Source organism: Lactobacillus amylovorus DSM 20531 (genome assembly GCF_002706375.1).
GTDB classification, from domain to species: domain Bacteria; phylum Bacillota; class Bacilli; order Lactobacillales; family Lactobacillaceae; genus Lactobacillus; species Lactobacillus amylovorus.
In genome coordinates this window covers 1,556,275-1,576,975 of record NZ_CP017706.1, presented here as the reverse complement: position 1 = coordinate 1,576,975, position 20,701 = coordinate 1,556,275, and the positions used below count along the sequence as shown (strand labels likewise).

Below are 20,701 nucleotides of genomic sequence, written 5' to 3'. Positions count from 1 at the left end.
TTATTTTTCTTTATTTCTTTTTTTATTCTTCTACTTCAGTTCCTTGCGGATTGTTATAGTTATAAACCTTTACGACGTCGCCTTTACCGTCTAAAACGACGACGTTGCCGTCATTATGTGGATAAATTAACGGATCAGAGTGCGAGCCACCATCCGTAAAGACGCGAGCAGGTTCGCCCGGATATTGCATCTTTCTCACAATACAATGATCTGGCGACAAGCGATTCATCAAGCGACCATCGTCAAACACGCCTTCTAGTCCACAAGTTGGCGTATGACCCACGACGATTGTCTTCTTGGTCTTATTATGAGCGATCTTTTTATTTAAAGTGTCGGAATACCAAAATCTTTCTCTGGCCCAGATGCGGTAAAAGTCATAATCGATCTTAAAGCCATGATCAACACTATTATATGTAGCCGGATCATTATACTTTTCATCTGGTCTTACACCGCCGTGAACGAACACGATGTTGGGCGTTTCATACATGATCGGGCATCCCGTCAAAAAGCGATAATACCTGCTTGCGCGCAATTCTTCTGGCGTAGCAACTTCACCCAACAATTGTCTTAACGTATCACTACCACCATTAAAGAACCAGATCCCATCTTGATGTTCACGTTCATTGGCATAATTAAGCAGCATTTGTTCATGATTGCCCAATAAAACAATGGCACCTTCACTTTTTTGTTCAATTAAATAGTCCAGCACTTCCTTTACGCTGTCGCGACCATCGATGTAATCACCACCGGTAACCAGCTGAGCATATGGGAAGTCTTTTTTGGCTTGTTCAATTAGACCAAGCGTCTCATGATTGCCATGAATATCAGAAATAAAAATATAGTTTTCCTTCACTCGATCGTCTGCCAACGTGTTGTTAATAATCTTTTGGGTCATTTTGCTCGCTTTTCTTTATTTCTTTTCTTTAATAATATAAATTGGTCTTCGCTTAACTTGCAAATATATTCGGCCAATATAGCGACCGACCAGTCCTATGCATAATAATTGTAAACCACCGATTAAGAGAATGATACAAACAAGTGATGACCAACCATTAATAGCATATTGCGGGAAAATCCAGTGCCTTACTACAATAAAAATGATGGCAAAAAATGAAACGATAAATGAAACAAAGCCTAGCCACAGAGTGATGTTTAGTGGTGCTTGAGAAAAGTCAGAAATTCCATCCATCGCATATTTGAATAGTTGCCAAATGGTCCAATCGCTCTTGCCGGCAACACGTTGCACATTGCTGTAGCTGAGGTACTTCGTGTTAAAGCCAACCCAGCTAAAAATTCCTTTTGAAAAGCGGCTGTATTCGGACATCGATAGGACTGCATCAACGACTTGGCGCGTCATCATGCGGTAGTCGCGCACGCCTGGTACCAATTTTGTCTCCGAAATTTTGTTGACCACCTTATAAAACATGTTGCTCAGCCAGGACTTCAGCTTGCTTTCACCATTGCGGTCCACTCGGCGGCAGCCAACCATATCCCATTCTCCGGTCTTGATCAAATAATACATTTCAATCAATAATTCGGGTGGATCCTGCAGATCGGCATCCATCACGACCACCAAGTCACCAGTTGCGGCTTGCAGACCGGCATAAAGGGCCGCCTCTTTACCAAAGTTTCTCGAAAAGGAAATGTAGTGAACGTGTTCCTTATCTTCTTGTTGGATTTTTTTCAATTCTTTCAGTGTATCGTCGCTTGAACCATCATTGACAAAAATATATTCCGGCTCAACCGGTATTTTTTTGACGATCTTTTTGACCGCTGGATAAAACAGCGGCAATGATTCCTGTTCGTTATAGCAAGGAACAATAATTGATAATTTCTTCATTAATTAACGTTTTTCTTCCTTATATATTTTTATTGCATCCCGCCTTCATTCCATGCGTCTTGCAAAATCTCAGTGAAATGCTTTACTTCGTTTTCGTCAAAAATAATCAACAGACCATTTCTGACGATATCCATCTTTTCATCCCCATTGATGCTAAGTTCCAAACTAGAAACAAACAATCCTTCCTCGTCTGGTGCCTTCATTAAGACATACTTAGCTTCGTAGGGCTGAGCTTGACTATCATCCACATATTTTAAAGCAATTCGATCAAGCATTTGTTGCGAAAAGTTAAAGGTTTGGATATTATTTTCTCTTTCCTTTTCACTGGCCCAATTTTGATACTTGTCTGGGGTTACCTCATTGGGCATTTTGATCAGCATGAATTTGTTTTGTTCCTTATTAATAAATAATTGACAAAGTGGCATAATATCGCTTTCCTTTTTTATTACTATTTTCAATACATAATTACATTATAAGGCATAGTTTGAGCAAAGCTTCACAAAACTGACTATAATAAATGTGTGAAAAGAAGTGACTATGATGTTTAACAAAGAAAACGCAATTGATGCTTCTAAATTACACGTTGATTCTTTCAAGTATCAATCAACTGAAGATATGCCAAATGAGATCTATGAAGAATGGCAAGAAAAGCACATGAACGCCAAGATCTTCAGTCTACAGTTCCGCAACATCGGTCAAAGTGCTGAGTGGCAGGAAATGATCATCATCTGGGCAGATAAATTATAATAAGAACTCTAATGAAAGCCCCTAAAGGGGCTTTTTTTTGACGATTTTTTTAAGGGCGGTGCTAAGATTGAAGTTGAGATGATCGACGAATGAAGAAAACTTACTTATATACATTTTTAGAAATAACTTTAAACGCAATTGAAAACTCGATGACCATTGTCACTAACTTGGGAAGTATCCTTTGGCCAGCTTCCATTGTTAATATGATGCACGCATTTGGTTGGACAATGTGTGCTTCAATTTTTACTGAGGGAATTGTGATCAGCTTTTTGACCATGATTCTTGAAAGAAGAATGTTATGGAAGCAGATGCGCTCATAAGTTGACTATCATCGTCAAAAGCATCCAGTTTGCGTTTTCTGGTAAAAGCAGTTTTGAATCGATAAAATCATGAATATGATCTGCGGTTTCTTTGATTATCAAATCAAGGCGTTCTAGAATATTGGTGTGCAGTTTTTTCATCATAATACGACCTTTCCTAAAAACGTATTTGAAAAGACCGAAACATATAAACAAATAAGTGAGAAGAGAGCTGTCCTTCTCACTTTTTATTTTAAAAACAAAAAGAACCGAATTGTAGTGACCCGCATTTTTCGGACACTTTATTGATATTATGCGACTAAGGACTTATTCCGATATTCTATCGGAGTAAGTTCTTTTAGTTTATCCTTAGTTCTTTCCGTATTGTAATAGTCTATATATTTTCTGATAGCTTGCTCTAATTCGTCAAGTGAAGCATATTTCTTCTCCTGACCATAGAACATTTCACGTTTGAGAATGCCAAAGAAGCCCTCCATTAAGCCATCATCTGGAGAACAGCCTTTTCTAGACATGCTTTGTTCAATACCGCGAATAGCTAGTTCATGTTGATAAGCCTTGTGTTGGTATTGCCAGCCTCGATCTGTATGAAAGATTAAACCATTTAGTGCCTGATTAGTTTTAAAAGCATCATCCAACATTGACATCACTTGTTTCAGATTAGGATGACGAGAAATATTATAAGCAACGATATCACGTCCGCAGCCATCAATAATAGGTGATAAATAGAGTTTCTTACCCCTTAGATTGAATTCGGTAATATCGGTATACCATTTCATATTCGGTCTTAAAGCAAAGAATTTGCGTTTAATTAAGTCTGGTTTGATTCTGCCTTTAATATCTCCTTGATAGCTGCTATATGGATGTCTACGCTTCATCACATAACCGTACAAATCCATTTTGCGCATTAAACGATTAACAGTTTTACGATTAATCTGATAGCCTTCACGATGCAAAATATGTGTAATACGACGATAACCTGGGGCAACATAACGATTCTTAATCTCATCATAGATCTCCCGAATGCGCATCATCACATCACTATGATGAACTTGATCCTTATCCTCACGAGTATAAACGTCATAGTAGTTACTGCGCGAGATGTGCGGCAGATCTTCATTAGCGTTAATAATTTCAATGATCTTCTTTACTGCGAGCCCCAGTTCATGCCTCAATTCGGTAACAGCTTGTGCTATTTCTGTTTTGGTTGGCTCTTTCTTTTTTGAACCAAGGCATCCAATTTTTTTATATATGCGTTTTCGACAGTAAGCTTTAAATTCTGGCGACGCAACTTGGCGTTTTCTTGCTTGAGCCGTTCTAATTCGTTTAACTCTTTCTTGCTCATGGATTCGTCGTCCTTTCTTCTTGATAACGACATTATATCCATTTTCTTTGTAAGAGCGAATCCAATTGCTTAACATACCATTACCAGGCAAACCTAGATCAAGTGCTACTGCATTAATCGATTCATTTCCTAAAAGCACTCTTTTTATGGCATGTTCTTTATACTCTTTTGAGTAATGCGTATAAGATTTATCAAGTACTGATAAGCCATGAATTTTAATTAAATTTATTAGATAATTTACCTTTTCTCTTCTGATACCATATTTCTTACTTAAGTACGTTCCACGTTTATTTTCTAAAGTCCATTCTTCAAAAATATGAATTTTATCCTTTTTAGTTAATTTAGACATAGTAAAACCCTCGAGATTCATGTCCGAATTTCGAGGGTCACTACAAATCAAAATAATTCGGTTCTTAAAGTCAAGCTTTAGTCAATGTCTTAACTTAATGACATTGATGCTGCTGATAAAACAGATAGTCCTGATAATAGCTATGTAACTAATCGGCCTAATGTGGAATCAGGTATCATCAAATCTGAACCTGCTAGAACTATCGAATTAGATACTCCAACCAGCTCTTCAGAAAATAAAGCAACAGAAATATCTGAGAGGGATGCACTAATCAATGAAAGCAGAAGTACGGAACATCAATTAACGCTAGAAGACATCCAAAATTCAGTAGATGTTCAAACTTTGTTAAACCAAACTCATGCTTTGATGGAAATTACAAAGAATAGTCTTAAGAATATCAGTATTAAACAATTAAGACTCACCAACATTACAGACAGAAGTAAGGTTAAGCATATGCCGATTGATAATGCTTTATTGCATACCCTTGGGAGTATTATCATTGGTAAAAATCTTGATCTGATCTTCATATTTAGAGACGGGAATGTAATATCAATGTGTCCTGAAAGTTGGCTTCGGGTTCAACAACCTGATCAATTAAAAAAGAACTTTGAATGGACGCAGCTTTGGATGAAATACGTTCCAATTATTTAAAATCAAGAAATAAAAAAAGGTTTAATTCCATAACAGTAATTAAACCTTTTTGTTCCAAAGCAATTTTATGTATTAAGTAAATGGTTAATTAGATTCAGAGCTTTGTAATATGTGGAGAAAAGATTATGAATAGCAATTAATCCTTTTTAACATTAGCAACTTTGACATATTTATTGTTACCAATGCGATAGAACTTTTTACCTTTGATAGTAACAATCTTATCATTATCCAGTGCTAAGATTGTGCTCTTCTTCTTCAGAACAATATGCTTGTGACCTTTCTTAATGGCCTTACCGCTCTTTGTGTAAACAAAAGCGTTATGGATCAAAACTTTGCGTTTCAAAGTATTATTAACTTTGACGTATTCATTTTCTCCAATTTGGTAGAATTTCTTACCGTTGAAGGTAAAGATTTGACCATTGTTCATAGCATGAATAGTTTTACCCAATTTAAGGACAATGTTCTTACCATTTTCTTTAAGAGTAGTAATTCCATCATTTTGATAGATATAAGCATTATGAGGCAAAACAATATCAAGAGCTGGTAAAAGCTTATCAGTATCACCATTGCCTTGAATTTGTGATGAATCAGCTGAACCAGTATTAGTGATGGAGCCAGTATTACCAGTATCACTAGGGTTTTCTGGGGTTACTGGAGTTTCATCTGGAACTACAGCAATCAACGTGCTAAGTGGCATCAATGTTGTAGTCTTGCCTAAGACAACATTTCCATCGCTGTCTAGCAACTTATCAGCTTTAGACAAATCAACATCATTCAATTCAGCATTACTATCGTTAACATTAAATACTACATAAAGTGTCTTGCCATCTTCTTTGTAAGCGAAAGTAAAGATACCACCTTCACCAGCATTGACTGTCTTTACTGTCTTAGCGATTTCATCATAATTGTTCAATCTTAAGGCAGGTTGGCTCTTACGTACATTAACTAATTCTTTGAAGTAGTTAACAAGATCTTGATTGTCTTTGACACGTTCCCAATTAATTTCGTTGACTTCAATTGGAGCATTGTAACTATTATTGTTACCATCTTTAGTTCTTAAAGCTTCTTGGCCGCCATAAACAAATGGCACACCTTCTGCTAACATGATCATTGACGTTGCTAATTTATCACGCTTAATAATATTAGCTTCAGATTCCTTAGGTAAAGCCCACTTCAACAAGTCATACAAAGTACGGTTATCGTGACAAGCAACATAGTTGATAGTTTGACTTGGTGATTGGTATGGGTGAATCTGCCAAGTAACACCAGGAATTGCTAAGTCCTTACCGCCCAAGTAGCTGGCAATAAACTTCTTAGCATCAGCTTCATACTTTTCTTCTTTCCCATCACCGATAACCAAACCTGGAGCGTAATTTGGTTCATCAGATTTTACTGAGTTTCTAATATCATCACTGAAGAAGCCAATTGAAGGGATTTTATCTGCGTTGTATTGACCAGCACCGATCTCACGCTTGGCGGTTCGCATATCCCAGCCTTCACCATAAAGAAGCATACCAGGATCAATCTGATTTAATTCATCCCGAATATCATTCATGGTAGTAGTATCAAGCAATGACATAATATCAAAGCGGAAGCCATCAATGTTGTAGTTTTCAGCCCAGTATTTAACTGAATCCAGGATATACTTTCTCATCATCCGACGTTCACTGGCAGTATCATTACCACAACCACTATCAGCTACCATATTGTTATCATCATCGTATTCGAAGTAATAACCTGGAACTGTCTTTTGCAAGGCCTGGTCGTTTGGTGAGTATACATGGTTGTAAACAACATCCATGATTACTCTAATACCAGCCTTGTGCAAACCGTTGATCATTTCTTTCATTTCCACGATTCTTGCGGTTGGATCAGCTGCATTGCTTGAATAGCTTCCTTCTGGAACATTATAGTTCTTAGGATCATAACCCCAATTATAAGTTCCATCATTCTTAGTTTCATCAATACTTGCGAAGTCAAACATTGGCATAATTTGAACATGAGTAATGCCTAATGACTTCAAGTAATCCAAACCAGTGACCTGGCCATCAGGAGTTACGCCTGATTCAATCATGCCTAAATATTTACCTTTATCTTTAATACCTGAGTTTGGATCACTCGTAAAGTCACGAATGCTGGTTTCATAGATAATTGCATCAGTTGGGCTTGAGAATGAAGGCATTCTATTAAAGTCATCTGGTTTAATTGCATCATAATCTTCAATAACTGAACGATCACCATTGATGGTTACTGCCTTTGAGTATGGATCATTACTTTTAGTCTCGCTACCATCACCGAAGGTTAAGCTGTAATCATATGCCCAATTCTTGTAATCACCTGGAAGAGATACTGACCAAACGCCCTTATCACCACGAGTCATGACAAATGTCTTAGTTGCAGCTGAGTCATTATCTGATGGGCTATATAAGTTCAAAACAACTTTCTTAGCTGTTGGTGCCCAAAGTTTAATTTGGGTTTGTGCTTGAGTGTAAGTTGCACCTAAATCATCGCCGCCATAGTAATATTGGGCATCGAATTCATCAGATCTGACGTATTTGCCAATATCGATAGACCTGAAGTTGTTGTAAATTCCAATTTGATTATTAGTTAAAATATCAAGAGCTTTAGCTGTGGTAATCTTAAATTCTTTACTCTTGCCATCCTGATCAGCGTCAACTGCGGATATATCAACAACTTTATTATCATTCATTTGTAAGATAGCTTTAGCTTCATCTGCGGTCATCTTTTTAGCAGTCTTTATATCTACTATATTGGTTGATTCCATTGAAGCTGAAGCTAAGCTTTCTGGTGCTAAAGCAAAGCTTGGTGTGTAGTAAGCCGTTGTATCTTTATTTACTAAATAAATATCAGTAGTTCCATCGCCTGGAAGTGGAGTAAATTCTCTAGTCTCAGTGTCACTACCAATTGGTGAAACATAAATCTTGCTAAATGTTTGGCCCGTCAAATCAAAGTCACCAATTTCATCATCATCGTCTTCCTTCGATAATGACACTGTCTTTTTACTTTGATCAGTATCAGTCCAGTAATTAAGACTTGTTGCATCAGTATTACCATGATAATGAACTTTTATTTTAGCTGAATTATAGCTTGGAGTTACATCCTGACTATCATCAGAACCTTCTTTGTACCAAACTTCAGCCTTACCATTATCGTCAACAGTCAATGAACGGTCGGCACCTGTACCATCTTTATCCCAGGAGTCTGTACCTTTAATCAAAACCCCTACTTCTTGTTCATCATTATCGGCTGTAATGTTGGCATAATAACCATAATTATCCTGGCCGTCCCAATTATATTGAACACCAGTACTGTTTGGATTCTTGCCCCATACATAAGGTACCCATTTAGTACCATCACCTTGATAGTGAACAACAACTTTAGTTGTGTTCTTTACCGTTTTTGTATCAGATTGAGGTGTTGCAGAAGCCGAATTACTACCTTCTGCATTTGCTGCTGGTTGCGCATTATTTTGCTCATTTGCAGTAAGTGTAGCTTGATTATCTACATCTTTTGTTTTATCTTGGTTATTAGCCGTTGCAGGATTTGTATTTTGCTGTGTTTGTTCGGTGTTATTTGCTGCTTGATTTGCGTCAACTTCAGCGGCTTTAACATTGTTAGTCCAAGTTGCACCAAGCCAAAGGCTCAAAATGGCTGATGCACAAACAAATACGCATTTACTTCCTCTGTAACGGTTTTTATTTTTATACATTATAGCTTCCTCCTATTTGAATATTTCAGAATAAGCGTATATTAAAACGCTTTCATTAACAATAGTGAATGTGTATGTTACCGCTAACAATTTGGATGTTAATCTGCATTTGTACATATGAAAAACCGGATTTATTTTAATTGTTTTTATATTTCAAAAAGAAAAAGGTGGATTTATCAGCATCTAAATGAAGTGAGACCTAAAAGTGAGACACTTTTAGGTCTTTTTCTATGTCTAAATTTAATAAAGAACAGAAAATAGAAATTTATCGTAAATGGGAAGATGAAAAGATTTCAATAAGTCAGTTGTCTAAAACATATAAAACGAATGTAGCTAATTTGGATTACATGCTTAGATTAATTGATATGTATAGAATCAATGTTTTAGATAGGCCTTATCAGGTTTATTCTAAGGAATTTAAAGAACAAGCAATTGAGCAAGCTGTTTTCAGTACCAAGTCATATGTACAAGTATCACTAGAACTGGGGCTTAAGAGTATTGGCACACTCAGTATTTGGCTTAGAGAATATAAGGAAAACGGGTATAATGTCATTATCAAACAGAAAGGACGCTATGGCTATCGTCGAGTGGCACTCCAGTTAATAAAAGAAGGCTGGAATATTACTGAGAAAACAGTCCGTTACTGGATGCATAAATTGGGTCTTAAGGGTATCAGACGCAACAAGCGTAAATATTCAAGCTACAAGGGAACTATTGGCAAGATAGCCCCTAATTTAATTCGTCGTGATTTCTCTGCACCAATGCCCAACATGAAATGGTACACTGACATTACTGAATTTCATCTCAATGATGAAAAGCTTTATCTATCACCTATTTTGGATGGTTGTGGAGGCGATATAGTCTCTTACACTATTTCCAAACATCCAGACATGGAGTTAGTAATGACAATGCTTGATAAGGCTTTGGCCAAGGAAACGGCTCTTAATAATTGCATCTTTCATACTGATCAGGGCTGTCAATACCAAAGTCCAAGATATCAGCGTGCTTTAAAGCTTCATGGTATTACTCAAAGCATGTCTAGAAAAGGTAATTCCATGGATGATGGGCTAATGGAAAACTTCTTTGGCTTGCTCAAAACAGAGATGTTCTATGATCAAGAATACAAGTACCATAGTCTTCAAGAATTAGCTCAAGCAATCGAAGAATATATCGAATACTATAACGAAGAAAGGATAAAGAGCAGATTAAAAGGCTTAACTCCGAAAGAATATCGGAATCAAGCCTCTATTAATCCTGTATTTTAAACTGTCTAATTTTTAGGTCTCAGTTCATCATTACAGGCCTTTTTTGTTAGTACTCTGAGTGCTGAATGCCAGAATCGAACTGGCGACCTTCTCTTTACGAGGGAGATGCTCTACCAACTGAGCTAATTCAGCGAACCAACCACATAACACTAGAATTATACCAAAACTAGCGCCAGTTGGCAAAAAATGCTAGGAGATGAACTCACGAATTTTAATCAACAAATCCTCAATTTCTTTCTCGCTGATCTTTCTATCTTCTTTAATAAAAGTGATAAAACTATCAACATATAAAGTGGCCAGCATATCCTGCTGGAAAGAAGTCAAAGCTTCACCAGTTATTTTCTGATACTTATCAATTAACATTTTTCTTAAATCACGCTTTAAGCAAATTCTACCAGTGTCAATCTTAAGCAAGCTCAAAACTTCCAGACGATGTTCTTTCAAATATGGCAAATTACCTTGATAAATCTTCTCCAATTTTTCCAAAGCAAAGGAGTTGTCGCCCTCTAGTCGCTCAACCAAGATTGTCTTATACACCTGGAGAAATTCCTTATTCATCTTATCAAGCAAGTCATATTTATCCACAAAATGGAGATAAAAAGTCTGACGATCAATCCCGGCTTTTCTAGCTATTTCACTAACCTTGATCTTCTCAAAAGGCTTTTCTTGCAATAAGTCTACAAATGCTTTTTTGATGTTCGCTACTGAACGAATGCTTCTTAAATCTTGTTTCATCATTACACCACAAAAGTCCCCATAACTATATCGGTTATGGAGACTCCATTCTATTCATAATAGTGTGTTAGTTTTTCAGTTAATTTATTAATTTATTTAAATTTAGTTTGCTTTACGATAACCGAAGTAGAATTGCAAAATGGCAATGACCACGTTGACCCAGTTAACAACTAAGAACCAAGTTGCTAATGTACCAGCTGGGTGACTTACACCATAGAATACCCAGAAGCCGACAATTACGGCAACTACATTAATCAATGCGAAAGTCTTTTGCAACTTTTGATCATCAAGTTTGAACCACATCCAAATACCATTGATTAACAACCAAATAAGCAAAATCCAAAAAATAGCATTAAACATAAACCTATATCTCCTTTCAATGTACGCATATATTATATTTTTCAACTAGGCTTATAAGCAATAGCCAATAAATATACAAACGTCAACTATTTGACGAAAAGAGACAAAGTGTCAATTATTTTGCTACTTCCAGTCTAAACAGAGACCTTGTTTGTGAAGTTCTTTTGGTAATTGATCACGGTCAGTTTCGTGATTATTAAGCTTGGCACCAGTGATTTGCTTGGTGAAAGAATCGATTCTGCGGTTGGCATCCCGCAAATCGTAATAAGTAGTGACCACTTGGTCGTAGTCCTTAAGCTCCTTAACATTGAAATCTTTATTGTATTTGCCTTCAAAGCAAGTGAACTTGTATGGCAAACGTGGCTTCAATTGTGGCTTTTGATCAGGCACACCTACTTGCATCCCCAACACTGGAAAAGTCAACTCAGGCAAATCAAGCTTCTTAAGCAAATCCAACGGATGATCGTTAACCGTACCAAGTGGCACATAGCCTAAGCCCATACTTTCTACCGCATTAGCGACATTTTGAAAAGCAAGCAGCGTATCTTCCATCGCTTGGAAAAAGATATCAGTCGTGTGAACACGGCCGTCGTCTTTGCCAAGTTGCTTTCTAATTTGTTGGTTACGGTACAAGTCAACGATAAAAATAAATAAATCGCCTTCTGCACCAACATATTTTTGGTTACATAACTTTTGAATTCGCTTCTTTTCTTCAGGATCGGTAACGTGCAGTAAGCTAGCATTTTGCATAAACATGCTGGTTGGAGTTTGACCAAAGACAGAATACAAAGTTTCAAGTTGTTCTTTAGTCAAAGTTTGATCCTTAAATTTTCTAATAGAACGGTGATTTAATTGCGTGTCGATTGTTTCGTTATGTATCATTTTCATCCTTCTTACTAATAATCTGTAAGTTCATTATAACAAATAATATGGCTACTTTTCTTCAAATTCAATTCCGTAATCTGCTTGCTCTCCGTGCTCAGCTAAATCAAGCCCCATTAATTCATCTTCTTTTGATACTCTAATTGAAATAATCTTTTTAAGTAATAAAACGATTATCGTCGTCATGATCCCTACAAATATGATAGTAAATAACGTTCCTAAAATCTGAGCTGTAATCAAATGCAACCCGCCACCATAAAGCAAGTCATTTTCAATTTGCGGGTTAACAATCTTAGTCGCAAATAATCCTGTCAAAATCGAACCTACAATTCCTGAAACGCCGTGACAGCCAAATGCATCAAGTGGATCATCTAGCTTCAATTTTGGCTTAATCACATGAATGAAACCGTAACTGGCTAGTGTACAAATAAAACCAATGGCAAAGGCTCCTGCCACAGTAACATAGCCAGCTGCTGGCGTAATACCGACTAATCCACACAAGGCACCCGTACAGAGGCCAATCATAGTAGTCTTTTCTTTAATAAACATATCCAAGAACATCCAAACCACAAATGACGTACCAGTTGCAACGGTTGTAGTTAAAAACGCTTGTGTAGCTACATCGCTTACAGTTAAGGCAGAACCAACGTTGAAGCCATACCAACCGATCCATAATATACTGGTTCCCATTAAAACCCATGGTAAGTTATAATGCTTAACCTCACCATTTGGATCAAAATCAATTCTTGGACCAACAAAAATTGATAAAAGCAAGGCGGTAATACCGGCGGTAATATGAACTACAGTCCCACCTGCAAAATCAAGCATCCCTTTTTTAGCTAAAATCCCACCTGGTGTCCAAACCATGTGAACCATTGGGTAGTAAATCAAAATCGACCAGATTACGACGAACGCTAACAAAAATTTAAATTTTCATCCTTCCAACAATTGCACCTACAAACAATGCGGGTGTAATAATTGAAAACATCATCTGAAACATTAAGTAGGTTAAAAGCGTAATGCCGGAATCTTTAGAATAAAGTGTTTTTAAATCAAATCCGTTTAAAAATACACTTTTACTCAAACCAAAAATCCCACCAACATCTTTACCAAAGGCTAAGTTGTAGCCAAAAGGAATAAACAAAACAATTGCAATCCCTGTAATCATGAATACTGAAATCATCGTGTTCACAGCATTCTTCTTGGAAACCATGCCACCATAGAAAAAAGCAAGTCCAGGTGTCATAAAGAAAACTAAAACACTAGCAACAAAAACAAATAGAGTGTTCGTTTGGTTAATCATCTTTTTCCCTCCTAAAATGATCAGGTTGATTCAATATCCATAATTGGTATATATTATTATTTTTTGATTTAATAATATACTTAGCACTTTTATAAATATTGGTTTGATAAAGTTGTTTTTAATTATACGCTCATTTTTCTTTTTGTCCTTATTTTTGAATAAAAAAATAAGGATACATAGATGTTTTTCTACGTATCCTTACATATTGCTTGTTTTATTTACCTTCATTTTCAAGATTGTTGATTGCAGTTTCAACCAATGCGTATGCTTGGTGAGCTTGGTTCTTTGCTTGAACATATTCGTTCAAGTTGTCGTCACCGTTAGTAAGCACACGTGCAAATGAGATTTGTTCAGCCATCAAGAAGTTGAATAATGAATCCCACTTCTTGTCTTCAAACTTGATTTCCTTAGCGGAAATTCTAGGCATCATTTCACGGGTAGTGTTAAATGCCTTTTCCAAAATTTGTTCATCTGCGTCGGTCAAATCACGCACATTGTATGCTTGGTGAATTTGGTGAACCTTTAATAATTCTTTTAGCAAAGTACGAGATTGTGCATCCTTAGAAACAGATTGATTAATTTTAAGCGTCATTTTTATCTCTTTTCTTCTTTTTTAGTCTATTATACCAAATTCTCTTTAACCATTTGCTTAACGCAACAATAAGTATCATCTTAAAAAACATCCTAAGAGTGACTTAGGATGTTCTTATATAAATTATTTGATTAACAAATATTGTAAAGCACCAGCTAGGATACCGCCTACAAGTGGGCCAAACATCGGCACCCAAGCATAACTCCAATTTGCATCTGACTTATTAGGAATTGGTAAGACTGTATAAGCAAACCTTGGAGACCAATCACGAGCTGGATTTAAAGCAAAACCAGTAGTCCCACCTAGGGCTTGACCAACAACCATGATTAAAAGTCCTACTGCAATTGGTTTTAAGCCTTTATCAAAGTCACCTAAATTAAGTAAAGTGAAAACAAAGAAGAAAGTGGCAATAGTTTCACTTAAAAAGTTGAACAGATTATTCTTAATTGCAGGGCCAGTAGCAAAAATACCTACATTATTTCCTTCCTCTGCTGTTTTAGTTTCTTTAAAGTGAGGATAGAATTGAATAGCTACCAATACAGCACCTACAAAAGCACCCAAGAATTGACCTAGCAAATAAGGCAATACTTCATGCCATGGGAAAAAGCCAAAGCAAGCGAAGCCAATAGTTACCGCAGGATTTAAATGTCCTTGTGAACCTAAGTTAGCCGCTGCATAAACACCAAAAGTTACAGCCATACCCCACGCAAGTGAAACATACAACCAATTTGAACCCTTCGCATAAGATTTTTTTAGATTGATTGCTGCTCCACAACCAGTACCAAAAACAATCAAGATCATCGTTCCAAAAAATTCACCAATAAATCCTGACATAAGAGAACCTCTTTCTATTAATTCTTAATTGTGAGGGGTTTGAGTTGTTTTTCAATATCATTTAAATTTACGCCAGCTTGAATTAATGAAGCCGCAGTATAAGCACCCTCAATGAAAGCAGTATCATAAATATGTATTTTTTTATCAGACATTTCTATAGCCATTTCAAGATTCATCTTTGCACTACCTAAATCATAAAATGCTAAAATTTCATCGGCAGAATTATCATCAAAAGCTTTAATAATCTTTTGCATACTAGTACCGATTCGTCCATCATCGGTACCACCGGCGGTAGTAATGGGAACATCTTTAGCTACCTGCTTTAATAACTTAGGTAATCCGTTTGCAATATCAGAAACATGTGATACTAAGGTAATACCTAAACTCATAGTAAGCCCTCCGTTTCAAGTAAAGCTTCAAATAAGTAACCACTTGATTGTGAACCAGGATCGACATGTCCTTTTGACCGCTCACCTAAGTATGAAGCACGACCTTTTCTCGCAATCATATCTTTCGTTGCAGCAACAGCTTCAGTAATTCTATTTTCAGTCAAGATACCATTTTTAACATCTGGAACCAAAGCATTCCAAACATCTACCATAGTTTTGTCACCAGGTTTAGCTCCACCACGCATCTCAATACCAGCCAATGCTGCATCAAGTAACTCACCAATGTCATTAGTAGTAGTACTCTTTTTCGCCATTTCTAAAAAGGCTGTACCATAAAGTGGACCTGAAGCACCACCAACAGTTGAAATCAAAGCCATAGCAATTATCTTAAAACCACTAGTAACATCAGCAGGTTTAGTTGCTAATTTTTCTTCAACAGCTTTCATTCCACGATCCATGTTAAAGCCATGATCGCCATCACCAATTGGTGTATCCAGATCACTTAAAAACTGTTTATTGGTTTCAACTTTTTCAGCAAATTTACTCATCCAAGTCGTTAAGGTATCAACGGTTAATGTCATTTTTTAGTTCTCCTTTTACCAAGCAATTGTCTTAACTGGATAATTTAAGTAATCAAGCCATTTAGCATCTTTTATTTCAAATAAAGTAAGAGAAATGCCAGCCATATCAATTGAGGTCATGTAATTACCGATCTTCATAAAACTTGGTTTAATATTAAATTCTTGCAATTTGTTTAGTACATCATTTGCAAAAATATATTGCTCCATTAATGGGGTGGCACCCATACCATTTACTAAGCAGGCATACTTCTTATTACCATCAAGATGCATTTCATTATTAAGTTTACCAACCAGCTCTTCAACTAATTCCTTTGAAGGCTTAATTTTTTCACGACGATAACCCGGTTCGCTGTGAATTCCAACCCCATATTCAATTTCATCATCTTTGAGGACAAAACCTGGCTTGCCCACTTCTGGATTAGTAGCTGCAGATAAAGCTACGGCAATAGTCTTAATATTTGGCAAAACTTTATGAGCTAAAGCATCAATTTCATCAAGAGATGCTCCTTGTTGAGCAACAGCGCCAAGAATCTTATGCATAAAAATAGTACCAGCAACACCACGACGACCTTGCGTATATAAACTGTTTTCTACTGCGATATCATCATCAACAACAATTGATTTAACAGGTATATTGTCCATACTTGCTAAATCCTTAGCCATATCAAAGTTCATAACATCACCGGAGTAATTCTTAACTACTAAGAAGACTCCTTGACCTTGATTTACTGCTTTAATAGCAGCATAAATCTGATCTGGTGTAGGTGAAGTAAAAACTTGTCCACAAACAGCAGCACTAAGCATCCCTTCACCAACATAACCAGCATGTGTTGGTTCATGGCCTGAACCACCACCACTAACAATTCCAACTTTACCTTTCATAGAATCCTTATCACTGCGAACAACAGCTTCAGTTCCTTCAATTTTCTCAATGTATTGTGGATAGGCTCTCGTCATTCCGTTAACCATTTCTGGAACAACATCATGAGGATCGTTGATTATTTTCTTCATAAAGAATCCTTCTTTCTAGGTCTTGTAATGAAAATGCTTACATGCAAATTGTAACATAACTGAATAATTGAGTTTAATATATTTTAACACGCATGATGACAATGTGTCATTTTATAACTTTGCAAACTAAAAAATGTCGATATATTCCTGTTTAAGAAACAATTATCAACATTCTAAATTACTTATTAATTTTTTAATCCTATACCAAATTCTCTTTAACCATTTGCTTAACGCAACGCTTCATTTCTTTAATATCCAAAACGCTATTAGCAAACTCCTTTCTAAGTAATTCTTTTGGCAAGTACTGATCATACTTATCAATTCCCGGCACTTCATTTGGGTAAACTAATTCTAGCGGTTCAAAATCTTTTGTTGCTTCTTCACCGATAATGTGCCAAAATTCTTGTTCATCCGCATCCATGGCAAAATACATAAAATATGGTCTGGATGAGTTAAATCCTCGAATATTCAACTGCTTACCACATTTGATCTTAATTAAGCGTTCCAATGCCAAAAATGCATAAGTACCAGTCCACGGAAATAGACACCACATGTTGCCACCTAATTTAATCAAGTTTTTCTTAGGCAAACCAGCAAGCGCTGCTGTATCGCGGGCCTGCGTTAAACGTACCTTGCCGTTTCGCATCAAATACGGGTACATCGTTTTTTCAGCGAATACCTTCTTCATTCTTTGCAAAATCTTCGGTTGGATATCGCCCGGTACATCCCCAAAGTAGGCAGGAATTCTGCCTTTTACTTCGTGACAATATACCTGGTGGCGCTTGATATCAACGTCTTCGACAATCCATACGCGACCGGCAATCGCAATCTTGTCCCCTACAGGAGGCGGCTTAACGATGGTACCTAATTCTTCGCTGCCAGCATGGACGCTGAATTCCTCATTTTCTTGGAAAACCGCGTAAAACTTAAAGTTATTCACAACTTTTTCGCCGGCAAGGCCCACAATCAAGCCACCATTCTCGGTCCATTCGATGTGTCCCGTTTTAAGCAAATGCTTAAGCAAAACGCGATAGTCTTCTTGGCTCACGTTGTGGAAATATGACAGAGTTAATACCCTAGAGGCCAGTTCTGCCGGTGTCATTTCACCACCTGCAGCCAGCGTACTCATCGTTTGGTGGTAAAGCAAACTATATGGCAAACGGTTAGGTTCAGGCGGTTCAACCCATTTTTCTTCGGCATAAAGCTGTACCAAGGCAATTCCTTGCAGCAATGGCCATGGAATCAATTCTGGCAGCATTGCCCTTGATTCAGGGTGCTCTTCGCGCATCACAAAGTGCATTTCTGGCGGATTGCCGCGGCGTCCTGTCCGTCCCATTCTCTGCAAAAAGCCTGACACAGTAAACGGCGCATCGATTTGAAAGGCAGATTCCAGCTGACCAATATCGATTCCGAGTTCTAGCGTGGCCGTCGCACAAGTTGTCATATAAACATCGTCATCTTTCATTGCGGCTTCTGCAGTTTCACGCAAGGCTGGTGAAAGATTACCGTGGTGAATCATGAAGCGATCCGGTTCATGATTATAGGCGCAGTAGGCTCTAAGTTCCTGACACACAGCCTCACATTCTTCACGACTGTTGGTGAAAACCAGACACTTTTTGCCACGCGTGTGTTCAAAAATATAGCCAATTCCGGGATCAGCCAATTCTGGTGCCTTATCAGTTTTCGGTTCAATTTGACTGGGATCAAAATCCTTTGAACTGGCTTGTGGATCGGTTTTATAAAAATGTTCCATGGAAAGATGCCAAATTTGCGGTTCATTCTGCACCCTTGGAGCCACAGTTTTTCTATTTGAACCGGCACCTAAAAATTTGCTGGCATCTTCCAGATTGCCGATAGTCGCAGAAAGCCCGATTCTACGTGGATTAACGTTAGCTAGTTTAGACAAACGCTCAATTAAACAAAAAGTTTGTCCACCGCGGTCGCTTCTAAGAAATGAGTGCAATTCATCAACGACAATATATTTCAAGCCGCCAAAAAGATGCGGAATATCCATGTGCTTGTTGATCATGAAGCTTTCAAGCGATTCGGGCGTGATTTGTAAAATACCCGAAGGATGTTTGAGTAGCTTACGCTTTTGTGTTTGAGCCACATCCCCGTGCCAGCGCCAAACTGGAACATCCACATCTGTGCATAAGTCAGTTAAACGATCATATTGGTCATTGATCAACGCTTTAAGCGGAGCAATATAGAGAACTTTAACCGAATCTTCCGGCTCATTGTAAATCTCTGACAAAATCGGGAAAAAGGCCGCTTCGGTTTTCCCTGATGCCGTCGAAGCTGACAAGAGCACATTATGATCAGTGTTAAAAATTTCTTCGGCAGCCGCAACCTGGATTGGTCTTAAATTTTGCCAGCCATGTTCATAAATATAATCTTGAATAAATGGCGCATAATGTGAAAAAACGTCCATAGTTCATCCTTTAAATCTTAAATTCGGTATAATCCTTTTCCGCATTATCCGAAACGGCTTCTGACTTGGTATAGCTGAATTGATCTGAATTAAGCAAGTCCGTGATCTTCTTATCTGGATTTTGCCAAACAATATCAAGCAATTCGATAAAGTCACGAATAATTTCACGTGGCGTGATATTAGTATCTGCACCGACGCGGGCATACTCAATCTTGATAAATTGAGCTAGGTCATTATCAGTAATCGTGCGCTCGTAGCCGTACAAATTGGCATGCATGTCAGCTAGTTTTTCTGTCAAAACCAGCATTTCTTCTGCGGTTAATGGTTCAAGCCTAATCACTGGAGCGTACATGTCGCGGGCGCTTTCTTGCGCAAATTTACCTGAGGCTAAACGACTACGCAGAGCTTCATATGAATAAACTCCGCGGCGCCGATCTTCAACGGCTTGCGGCGTACCACACATGATAATGCCCAGATATTTGGCCTTACCCTGCAAAGTATCGTTGTACATGGTCAAAATCTTTTCATAGTTGTACTGACGACTAATGGCGTTAGGAATTTTGTAGATATTCACTAATTCGTCAATCATGATCATCAGGCCAGCATAACCAGCTTGTCTAAAGAAGGTCGCAAATAACTTCAAGTACTCATACCAATCGCTATCGGAAATGATAATATCAACACCCAAATATTTTTTGGCTTCGGTCTTGTGACTGTATTCACCTCTAAACCACTTAACGACCTTGGCCTTAGTTTCGTCGTCACCACTCATGTAAGCGTGATAGTACATATTCAACAGCTTGGCAAAATCAAAACCGTGAACCAGTTCGTTCAATGATGAAATTACGCCATAAATCTTCTGATCCACTGCTGCTTCAAACTTGGGATCATCACTGGCAATTCCTTCGCTAACAACCTGTGTCTGCACCGAATTGATCCAGCGATCCAGAATTAAAGTTAAGGCGCCGCCTTCAGGTCTGGTTTTGGTAGAAAGATTTTGAATTAATTCACGATAAGTGGCTAGCCCTTGGCCTTTTGAACCTTGCAAACGTCTTTCTGGCGAAAGGTCGCCGTCAACGACCACAAAGTTTTTGTCCATGACGTAGTTGCGGATGGTTTGCAGTAAAAAACTTTTACCGGAACCATAACGTCCAACGATGAAGCGGAAACTAGCACCGCCTTCTTGAATGACGTCGACATCGTGCAGCAATGCTTCAATTTCTGCTTTACGGCCAACTGTGATATAAGGCAAACCAATTCGTGGCACTACCCCACCTTTGAGCGAATTCAATACGATTTGGGCAATTCTCTTAGGTACTCTTCTTTTTTGTGGCATATT

General features: G+C 37.6%; 20 protein-coding genes, 1 tRNA gene and 1 pseudogene. 4 read left to right on the top strand and 18 right to left on the bottom strand.

What is annotated here, in order from left to right; genetic code table 11:
- Nucleotides 1–22 precede the first annotated feature (22 nt).
- The 3 genes from LA20531_RS08125 to LA20531_RS08115 are packed head-to-tail and all read right to left on the bottom strand — an operon-like array spanning nucleotide 23 to nucleotide 2,265.
- The gene (locus LA20531_RS08125) at nucleotides 23–895 is read right to left on the bottom strand and encodes a metallophosphoesterase family protein (protein ID WP_056940466.1); all 873 of its coding nucleotides are present in this window, start codon (nucleotides 893–895) and stop codon (nucleotides 23–25) included.
- 15 nt (nucleotides 896–910) lie between these two features.
- On the bottom strand, nucleotides 911–1,840 hold the full coding sequence (locus LA20531_RS08120; RefSeq protein ID WP_056940467.1) for a glycosyltransferase family 2 protein: 930 nt from the start codon (nucleotides 1,838–1,840) through the stop codon (nucleotides 911–913).
- A 29-nt stretch (nucleotides 1,841–1,869) separates the two neighbouring features.
- Nucleotides 1,870–2,265: a hypothetical protein gene (locus LA20531_RS08115; protein ID WP_056940468.1), complete on the bottom strand. Its 396-nt coding sequence runs from the start codon at nucleotides 2,263–2,265 to the stop codon at nucleotides 1,870–1,872.
- Between the two features lie 115 nt (nucleotides 2,266–2,380).
- Here LA20531_RS08115 and LA20531_RS08110 point away from each other — a divergent pair, with 115 nt between their 5' ends.
- Nucleotides 2,381–2,587 (top strand): hypothetical protein, encoded by a 207-nt coding sequence (locus LA20531_RS08110; RefSeq protein ID WP_056940469.1) that lies wholly within the window; start codon nucleotides 2,381–2,383, stop codon nucleotides 2,585–2,587.
- Between the two features lie 89 nt (nucleotides 2,588–2,676).
- The gene (locus LA20531_RS08105) at nucleotides 2,677–2,907 is read left to right on the top strand and encodes a hypothetical protein (RefSeq protein ID WP_236704178.1); all 231 of its coding nucleotides are present in this window, start codon (nucleotides 2,677–2,679) and stop codon (nucleotides 2,905–2,907) included.
- Here the strand turns inward: LA20531_RS08105 and LA20531_RS11265 are convergent.
- Complete coding sequence (locus LA20531_RS11265; RefSeq protein ID WP_162252730.1) at nucleotides 2,902–3,051, bottom strand: hypothetical protein; 150 nt, start codon at nucleotides 3,049–3,051, stop codon at nucleotides 2,902–2,904. The two genes, LA20531_RS08105 and LA20531_RS11265, sit on opposite strands and share 6 nt — an antisense overlap.
- 146 nt (nucleotides 3,052–3,197) lie before the next feature.
- Nucleotides 3,198–4,598, bottom strand: a complete 1,401-nt coding sequence (locus LA20531_RS08100) for an IS3 family transposase (RefSeq protein ID WP_013436946.1) — start codon at nucleotides 4,596–4,598, stop codon at nucleotides 3,198–3,200.
- 162 nt (nucleotides 4,599–4,760) lie between these two features.
- Between LA20531_RS08100 and LA20531_RS11655 the strand changes: the two genes are divergently transcribed.
- Nucleotides 4,761–5,249, top strand: a complete 489-nt coding sequence (locus LA20531_RS11655; RefSeq protein ID WP_236704179.1) for a hypothetical protein — start codon at nucleotides 4,761–4,763, stop codon at nucleotides 5,247–5,249.
- Nucleotides 5,250–5,385: 136 nt separating this feature from the next.
- On the opposite strand, the gene pulA is transcribed toward LA20531_RS11655, so the two are convergent.
- The gene (gene pulA, locus LA20531_RS08090; protein ID WP_056940470.1) at nucleotides 5,386–8,979 is read right to left on the bottom strand and encodes a type I pullulanase; all 3,594 of its coding nucleotides are present in this window, start codon (nucleotides 8,977–8,979) and stop codon (nucleotides 5,386–5,388) included.
- 230 nt (nucleotides 8,980–9,209) lie between these two features.
- On the opposite strand from pulA, the gene LA20531_RS08085 reads away from it, so the two are divergent.
- Entirely contained in the window at nucleotides 9,210–10,244 is a 1,035-nt protein-coding gene (locus LA20531_RS08085; protein ID WP_099202331.1) for an IS3 family transposase, read from the top strand.
- A gap of 59 nt (nucleotides 10,245–10,303) precedes the next feature.
- On the opposite strand, the gene LA20531_RS08080 is transcribed toward LA20531_RS08085, so the two are convergent.
- The 12 genes and pseudogenes from LA20531_RS08080 to LA20531_RS08025 form a co-directional block, all read right to left on the bottom strand.
- Nucleotides 10,304–10,376, bottom strand: a tRNA-Thr gene (locus tag LA20531_RS08080).
- 57 nt (nucleotides 10,377–10,433) lie between these two features.
- Nucleotides 10,434–10,982: a TetR/AcrR family transcriptional regulator gene (locus tag LA20531_RS08075; protein WP_056940495.1), complete on the bottom strand. Its 549-nt coding sequence runs from the start codon at nucleotides 10,980–10,982 to the stop codon at nucleotides 10,434–10,436.
- 99 nt (nucleotides 10,983–11,081) lie between these two features.
- Nucleotides 11,082–11,339, bottom strand: coding sequence for a hypothetical protein (locus tag LA20531_RS08070; RefSeq protein ID WP_056940494.1), 258 nt, complete (start codon nucleotides 11,337–11,339; stop codon nucleotides 11,082–11,084).
- A gap of 123 nt (nucleotides 11,340–11,462) precedes the next feature.
- Nucleotides 11,463–12,221, bottom strand: a complete 759-nt coding sequence (locus LA20531_RS08065; protein WP_056940493.1) for an NADPH-dependent oxidoreductase — start codon at nucleotides 12,219–12,221, stop codon at nucleotides 11,463–11,465.
- 51 nt (nucleotides 12,222–12,272) lie between these two features.
- Nucleotides 12,273–13,524: pseudogene (locus tag LA20531_RS08060) on the bottom strand (ammonium transporter).
- A 214-nt stretch (nucleotides 13,525–13,738) separates the two neighbouring features.
- Nucleotides 13,739–14,116: a hypothetical protein gene (locus LA20531_RS08055; RefSeq protein WP_013437300.1), complete on the bottom strand. Its 378-nt coding sequence runs from the start codon at nucleotides 14,114–14,116 to the stop codon at nucleotides 13,739–13,741.
- Between the two features lie 123 nt (nucleotides 14,117–14,239).
- Nucleotides 14,240–14,950 carry an MIP/aquaporin family protein gene (locus tag LA20531_RS08050; RefSeq protein ID WP_013437299.1) on the bottom strand — a complete coding sequence of 237 codons (711 nt, stop codon included), beginning with the start codon at nucleotides 14,948–14,950 and terminating at the stop codon, nucleotides 14,240–14,242.
- Nucleotides 14,951–14,967: 17 nt separating this feature from the next.
- A complete protein-coding gene (dhaM, locus tag LA20531_RS08045) occupies nucleotides 14,968–15,339 on the bottom strand; it encodes a dihydroxyacetone kinase phosphoryl donor subunit DhaM (protein ID WP_013437298.1) in 372 nt (123 codons plus the stop codon).
- The gene (gene dhaL / locus LA20531_RS08040) at nucleotides 15,336–15,920 is read right to left on the bottom strand and encodes a dihydroxyacetone kinase subunit DhaL (protein WP_013437297.1); all 585 of its coding nucleotides are present in this window, start codon (nucleotides 15,918–15,920) and stop codon (nucleotides 15,336–15,338) included. The genes dhaM and dhaL overlap by 4 nt, the downstream gene beginning before the upstream one ends.
- Before the next feature lie 15 nt (nucleotides 15,921–15,935).
- Nucleotides 15,936–16,931 carry a dihydroxyacetone kinase subunit DhaK gene (gene dhaK, locus LA20531_RS08035; RefSeq protein WP_013437296.1) on the bottom strand — a complete coding sequence of 332 codons (996 nt, stop codon included), beginning with the start codon at nucleotides 16,929–16,931 and terminating at the stop codon, nucleotides 15,936–15,938.
- Nucleotides 16,932–17,130: 199 nt separating this feature from the next.
- Nucleotides 17,131–19,362 carry a DEAD/DEAH box helicase gene (locus LA20531_RS08030; protein WP_056940492.1) on the bottom strand — a complete coding sequence of 744 codons (2,232 nt, stop codon included), beginning with the start codon at nucleotides 19,360–19,362 and terminating at the stop codon, nucleotides 17,131–17,133.
- A gap of 10 nt (nucleotides 19,363–19,372) precedes the next feature.
- On the bottom strand, nucleotides 19,373–20,698 hold the full coding sequence (locus LA20531_RS08025) for an ATP-binding protein (protein WP_056940491.1): 1,326 nt from the start codon (nucleotides 20,696–20,698) through the stop codon (nucleotides 19,373–19,375).
- Nucleotides 20,699–20,701: the final 3 nt, after the last annotated feature.

Excerpts from the sequence above, each read along its gene's own strand:
- LA20531_RS08075 (WP_056940495.1), bottom strand. The coding sequence starts at position 10,982 with ATGATGAAACAAGATTTAAGAAGCATTCGTTCAGTAGCGAACATCAAA.
- LA20531_RS08125 (WP_056940466.1), bottom strand. The coding sequence starts at position 895 with ATGACCCAAAAGATTATTAACAACACGTTGGCAGACGATCGAGTGAAG.
- LA20531_RS08120 (WP_056940467.1), bottom strand. The coding sequence starts at position 1,840 with ATGAAGAAATTATCAATTATTGTTCCTTGCTATAACGAACAGGAATCA.
- LA20531_RS08050 (WP_013437299.1), bottom strand. The coding sequence starts at position 14,950 with ATGTCAGGATTTATTGGTGAATTTTTTGGAACGATGATCTTGATTGTT.
- dhaL (WP_013437297.1), bottom strand. The coding sequence starts at position 15,920 with ATGACATTAACCGTTGATACCTTAACGACTTGGATGAGTAAATTTGCT.
- LA20531_RS08030 (WP_056940492.1), bottom strand. The coding sequence starts at position 19,362 with ATGGACGTTTTTTCACATTATGCGCCATTTATTCAAGATTATATTTAT.
- LA20531_RS08070 (WP_056940494.1), bottom strand. The coding sequence starts at position 11,339 with ATGTTTAATGCTATTTTTTGGATTTTGCTTATTTGGTTGTTAATCAAT.
- pulA (WP_056940470.1), bottom strand. The coding sequence starts at position 8,979 with ATGTATAAAAATAAAAACCGTTACAGAGGAAGTAAATGCGTATTTGTT.
- LA20531_RS08115 (WP_056940468.1), bottom strand. The coding sequence starts at position 2,265 with ATGCCACTTTGTCAATTATTTATTAATAAGGAACAAAACAAATTCATG.
- LA20531_RS11265 (WP_162252730.1), bottom strand. The coding sequence starts at position 3,051 with ATGATGAAAAAACTGCACACCAATATTCTAGAACGCCTTGATTTGATA.
- LA20531_RS08055 (WP_013437300.1), bottom strand. The coding sequence starts at position 14,116 with ATGACGCTTAAAATTAATCAATCTGTTTCTAAGGATGCACAATCTCGT.
- LA20531_RS08110 (WP_056940469.1), top strand. The coding sequence starts at position 2,381 with ATGTTTAACAAAGAAAACGCAATTGATGCTTCTAAATTACACGTTGAT.
- LA20531_RS08100 (WP_013436946.1), bottom strand. The coding sequence starts at position 4,598 with ATGTCTAAATTAACTAAAAAGGATAAAATTCATATTTTTGAAGAATGG.
- LA20531_RS08085 (WP_099202331.1), top strand. The coding sequence starts at position 9,210 with ATGTCTAAATTTAATAAAGAACAGAAAATAGAAATTTATCGTAAATGG.
- dhaM (WP_013437298.1), bottom strand. The coding sequence starts at position 15,339 with ATGAGTTTAGGTATTACCTTAGTATCACATGTTTCTGATATTGCAAAC.
- LA20531_RS08105 (WP_236704178.1), top strand. The coding sequence starts at position 2,677 with ATGAAGAAAACTTACTTATATACATTTTTAGAAATAACTTTAAACGCA.
- LA20531_RS08065 (WP_056940493.1), bottom strand. The coding sequence starts at position 12,221 with ATGATACATAACGAAACAATCGACACGCAATTAAATCACCGTTCTATT.
- LA20531_RS08025 (WP_056940491.1), bottom strand. The coding sequence starts at position 20,698 with ATGCCACAAAAAAGAAGAGTACCTAAGAGAATTGCCCAAATCGTATTG.
- dhaK (WP_013437296.1), bottom strand. The coding sequence starts at position 16,931 with ATGAAGAAAATAATCAACGATCCTCATGATGTTGTTCCAGAAATGGTT.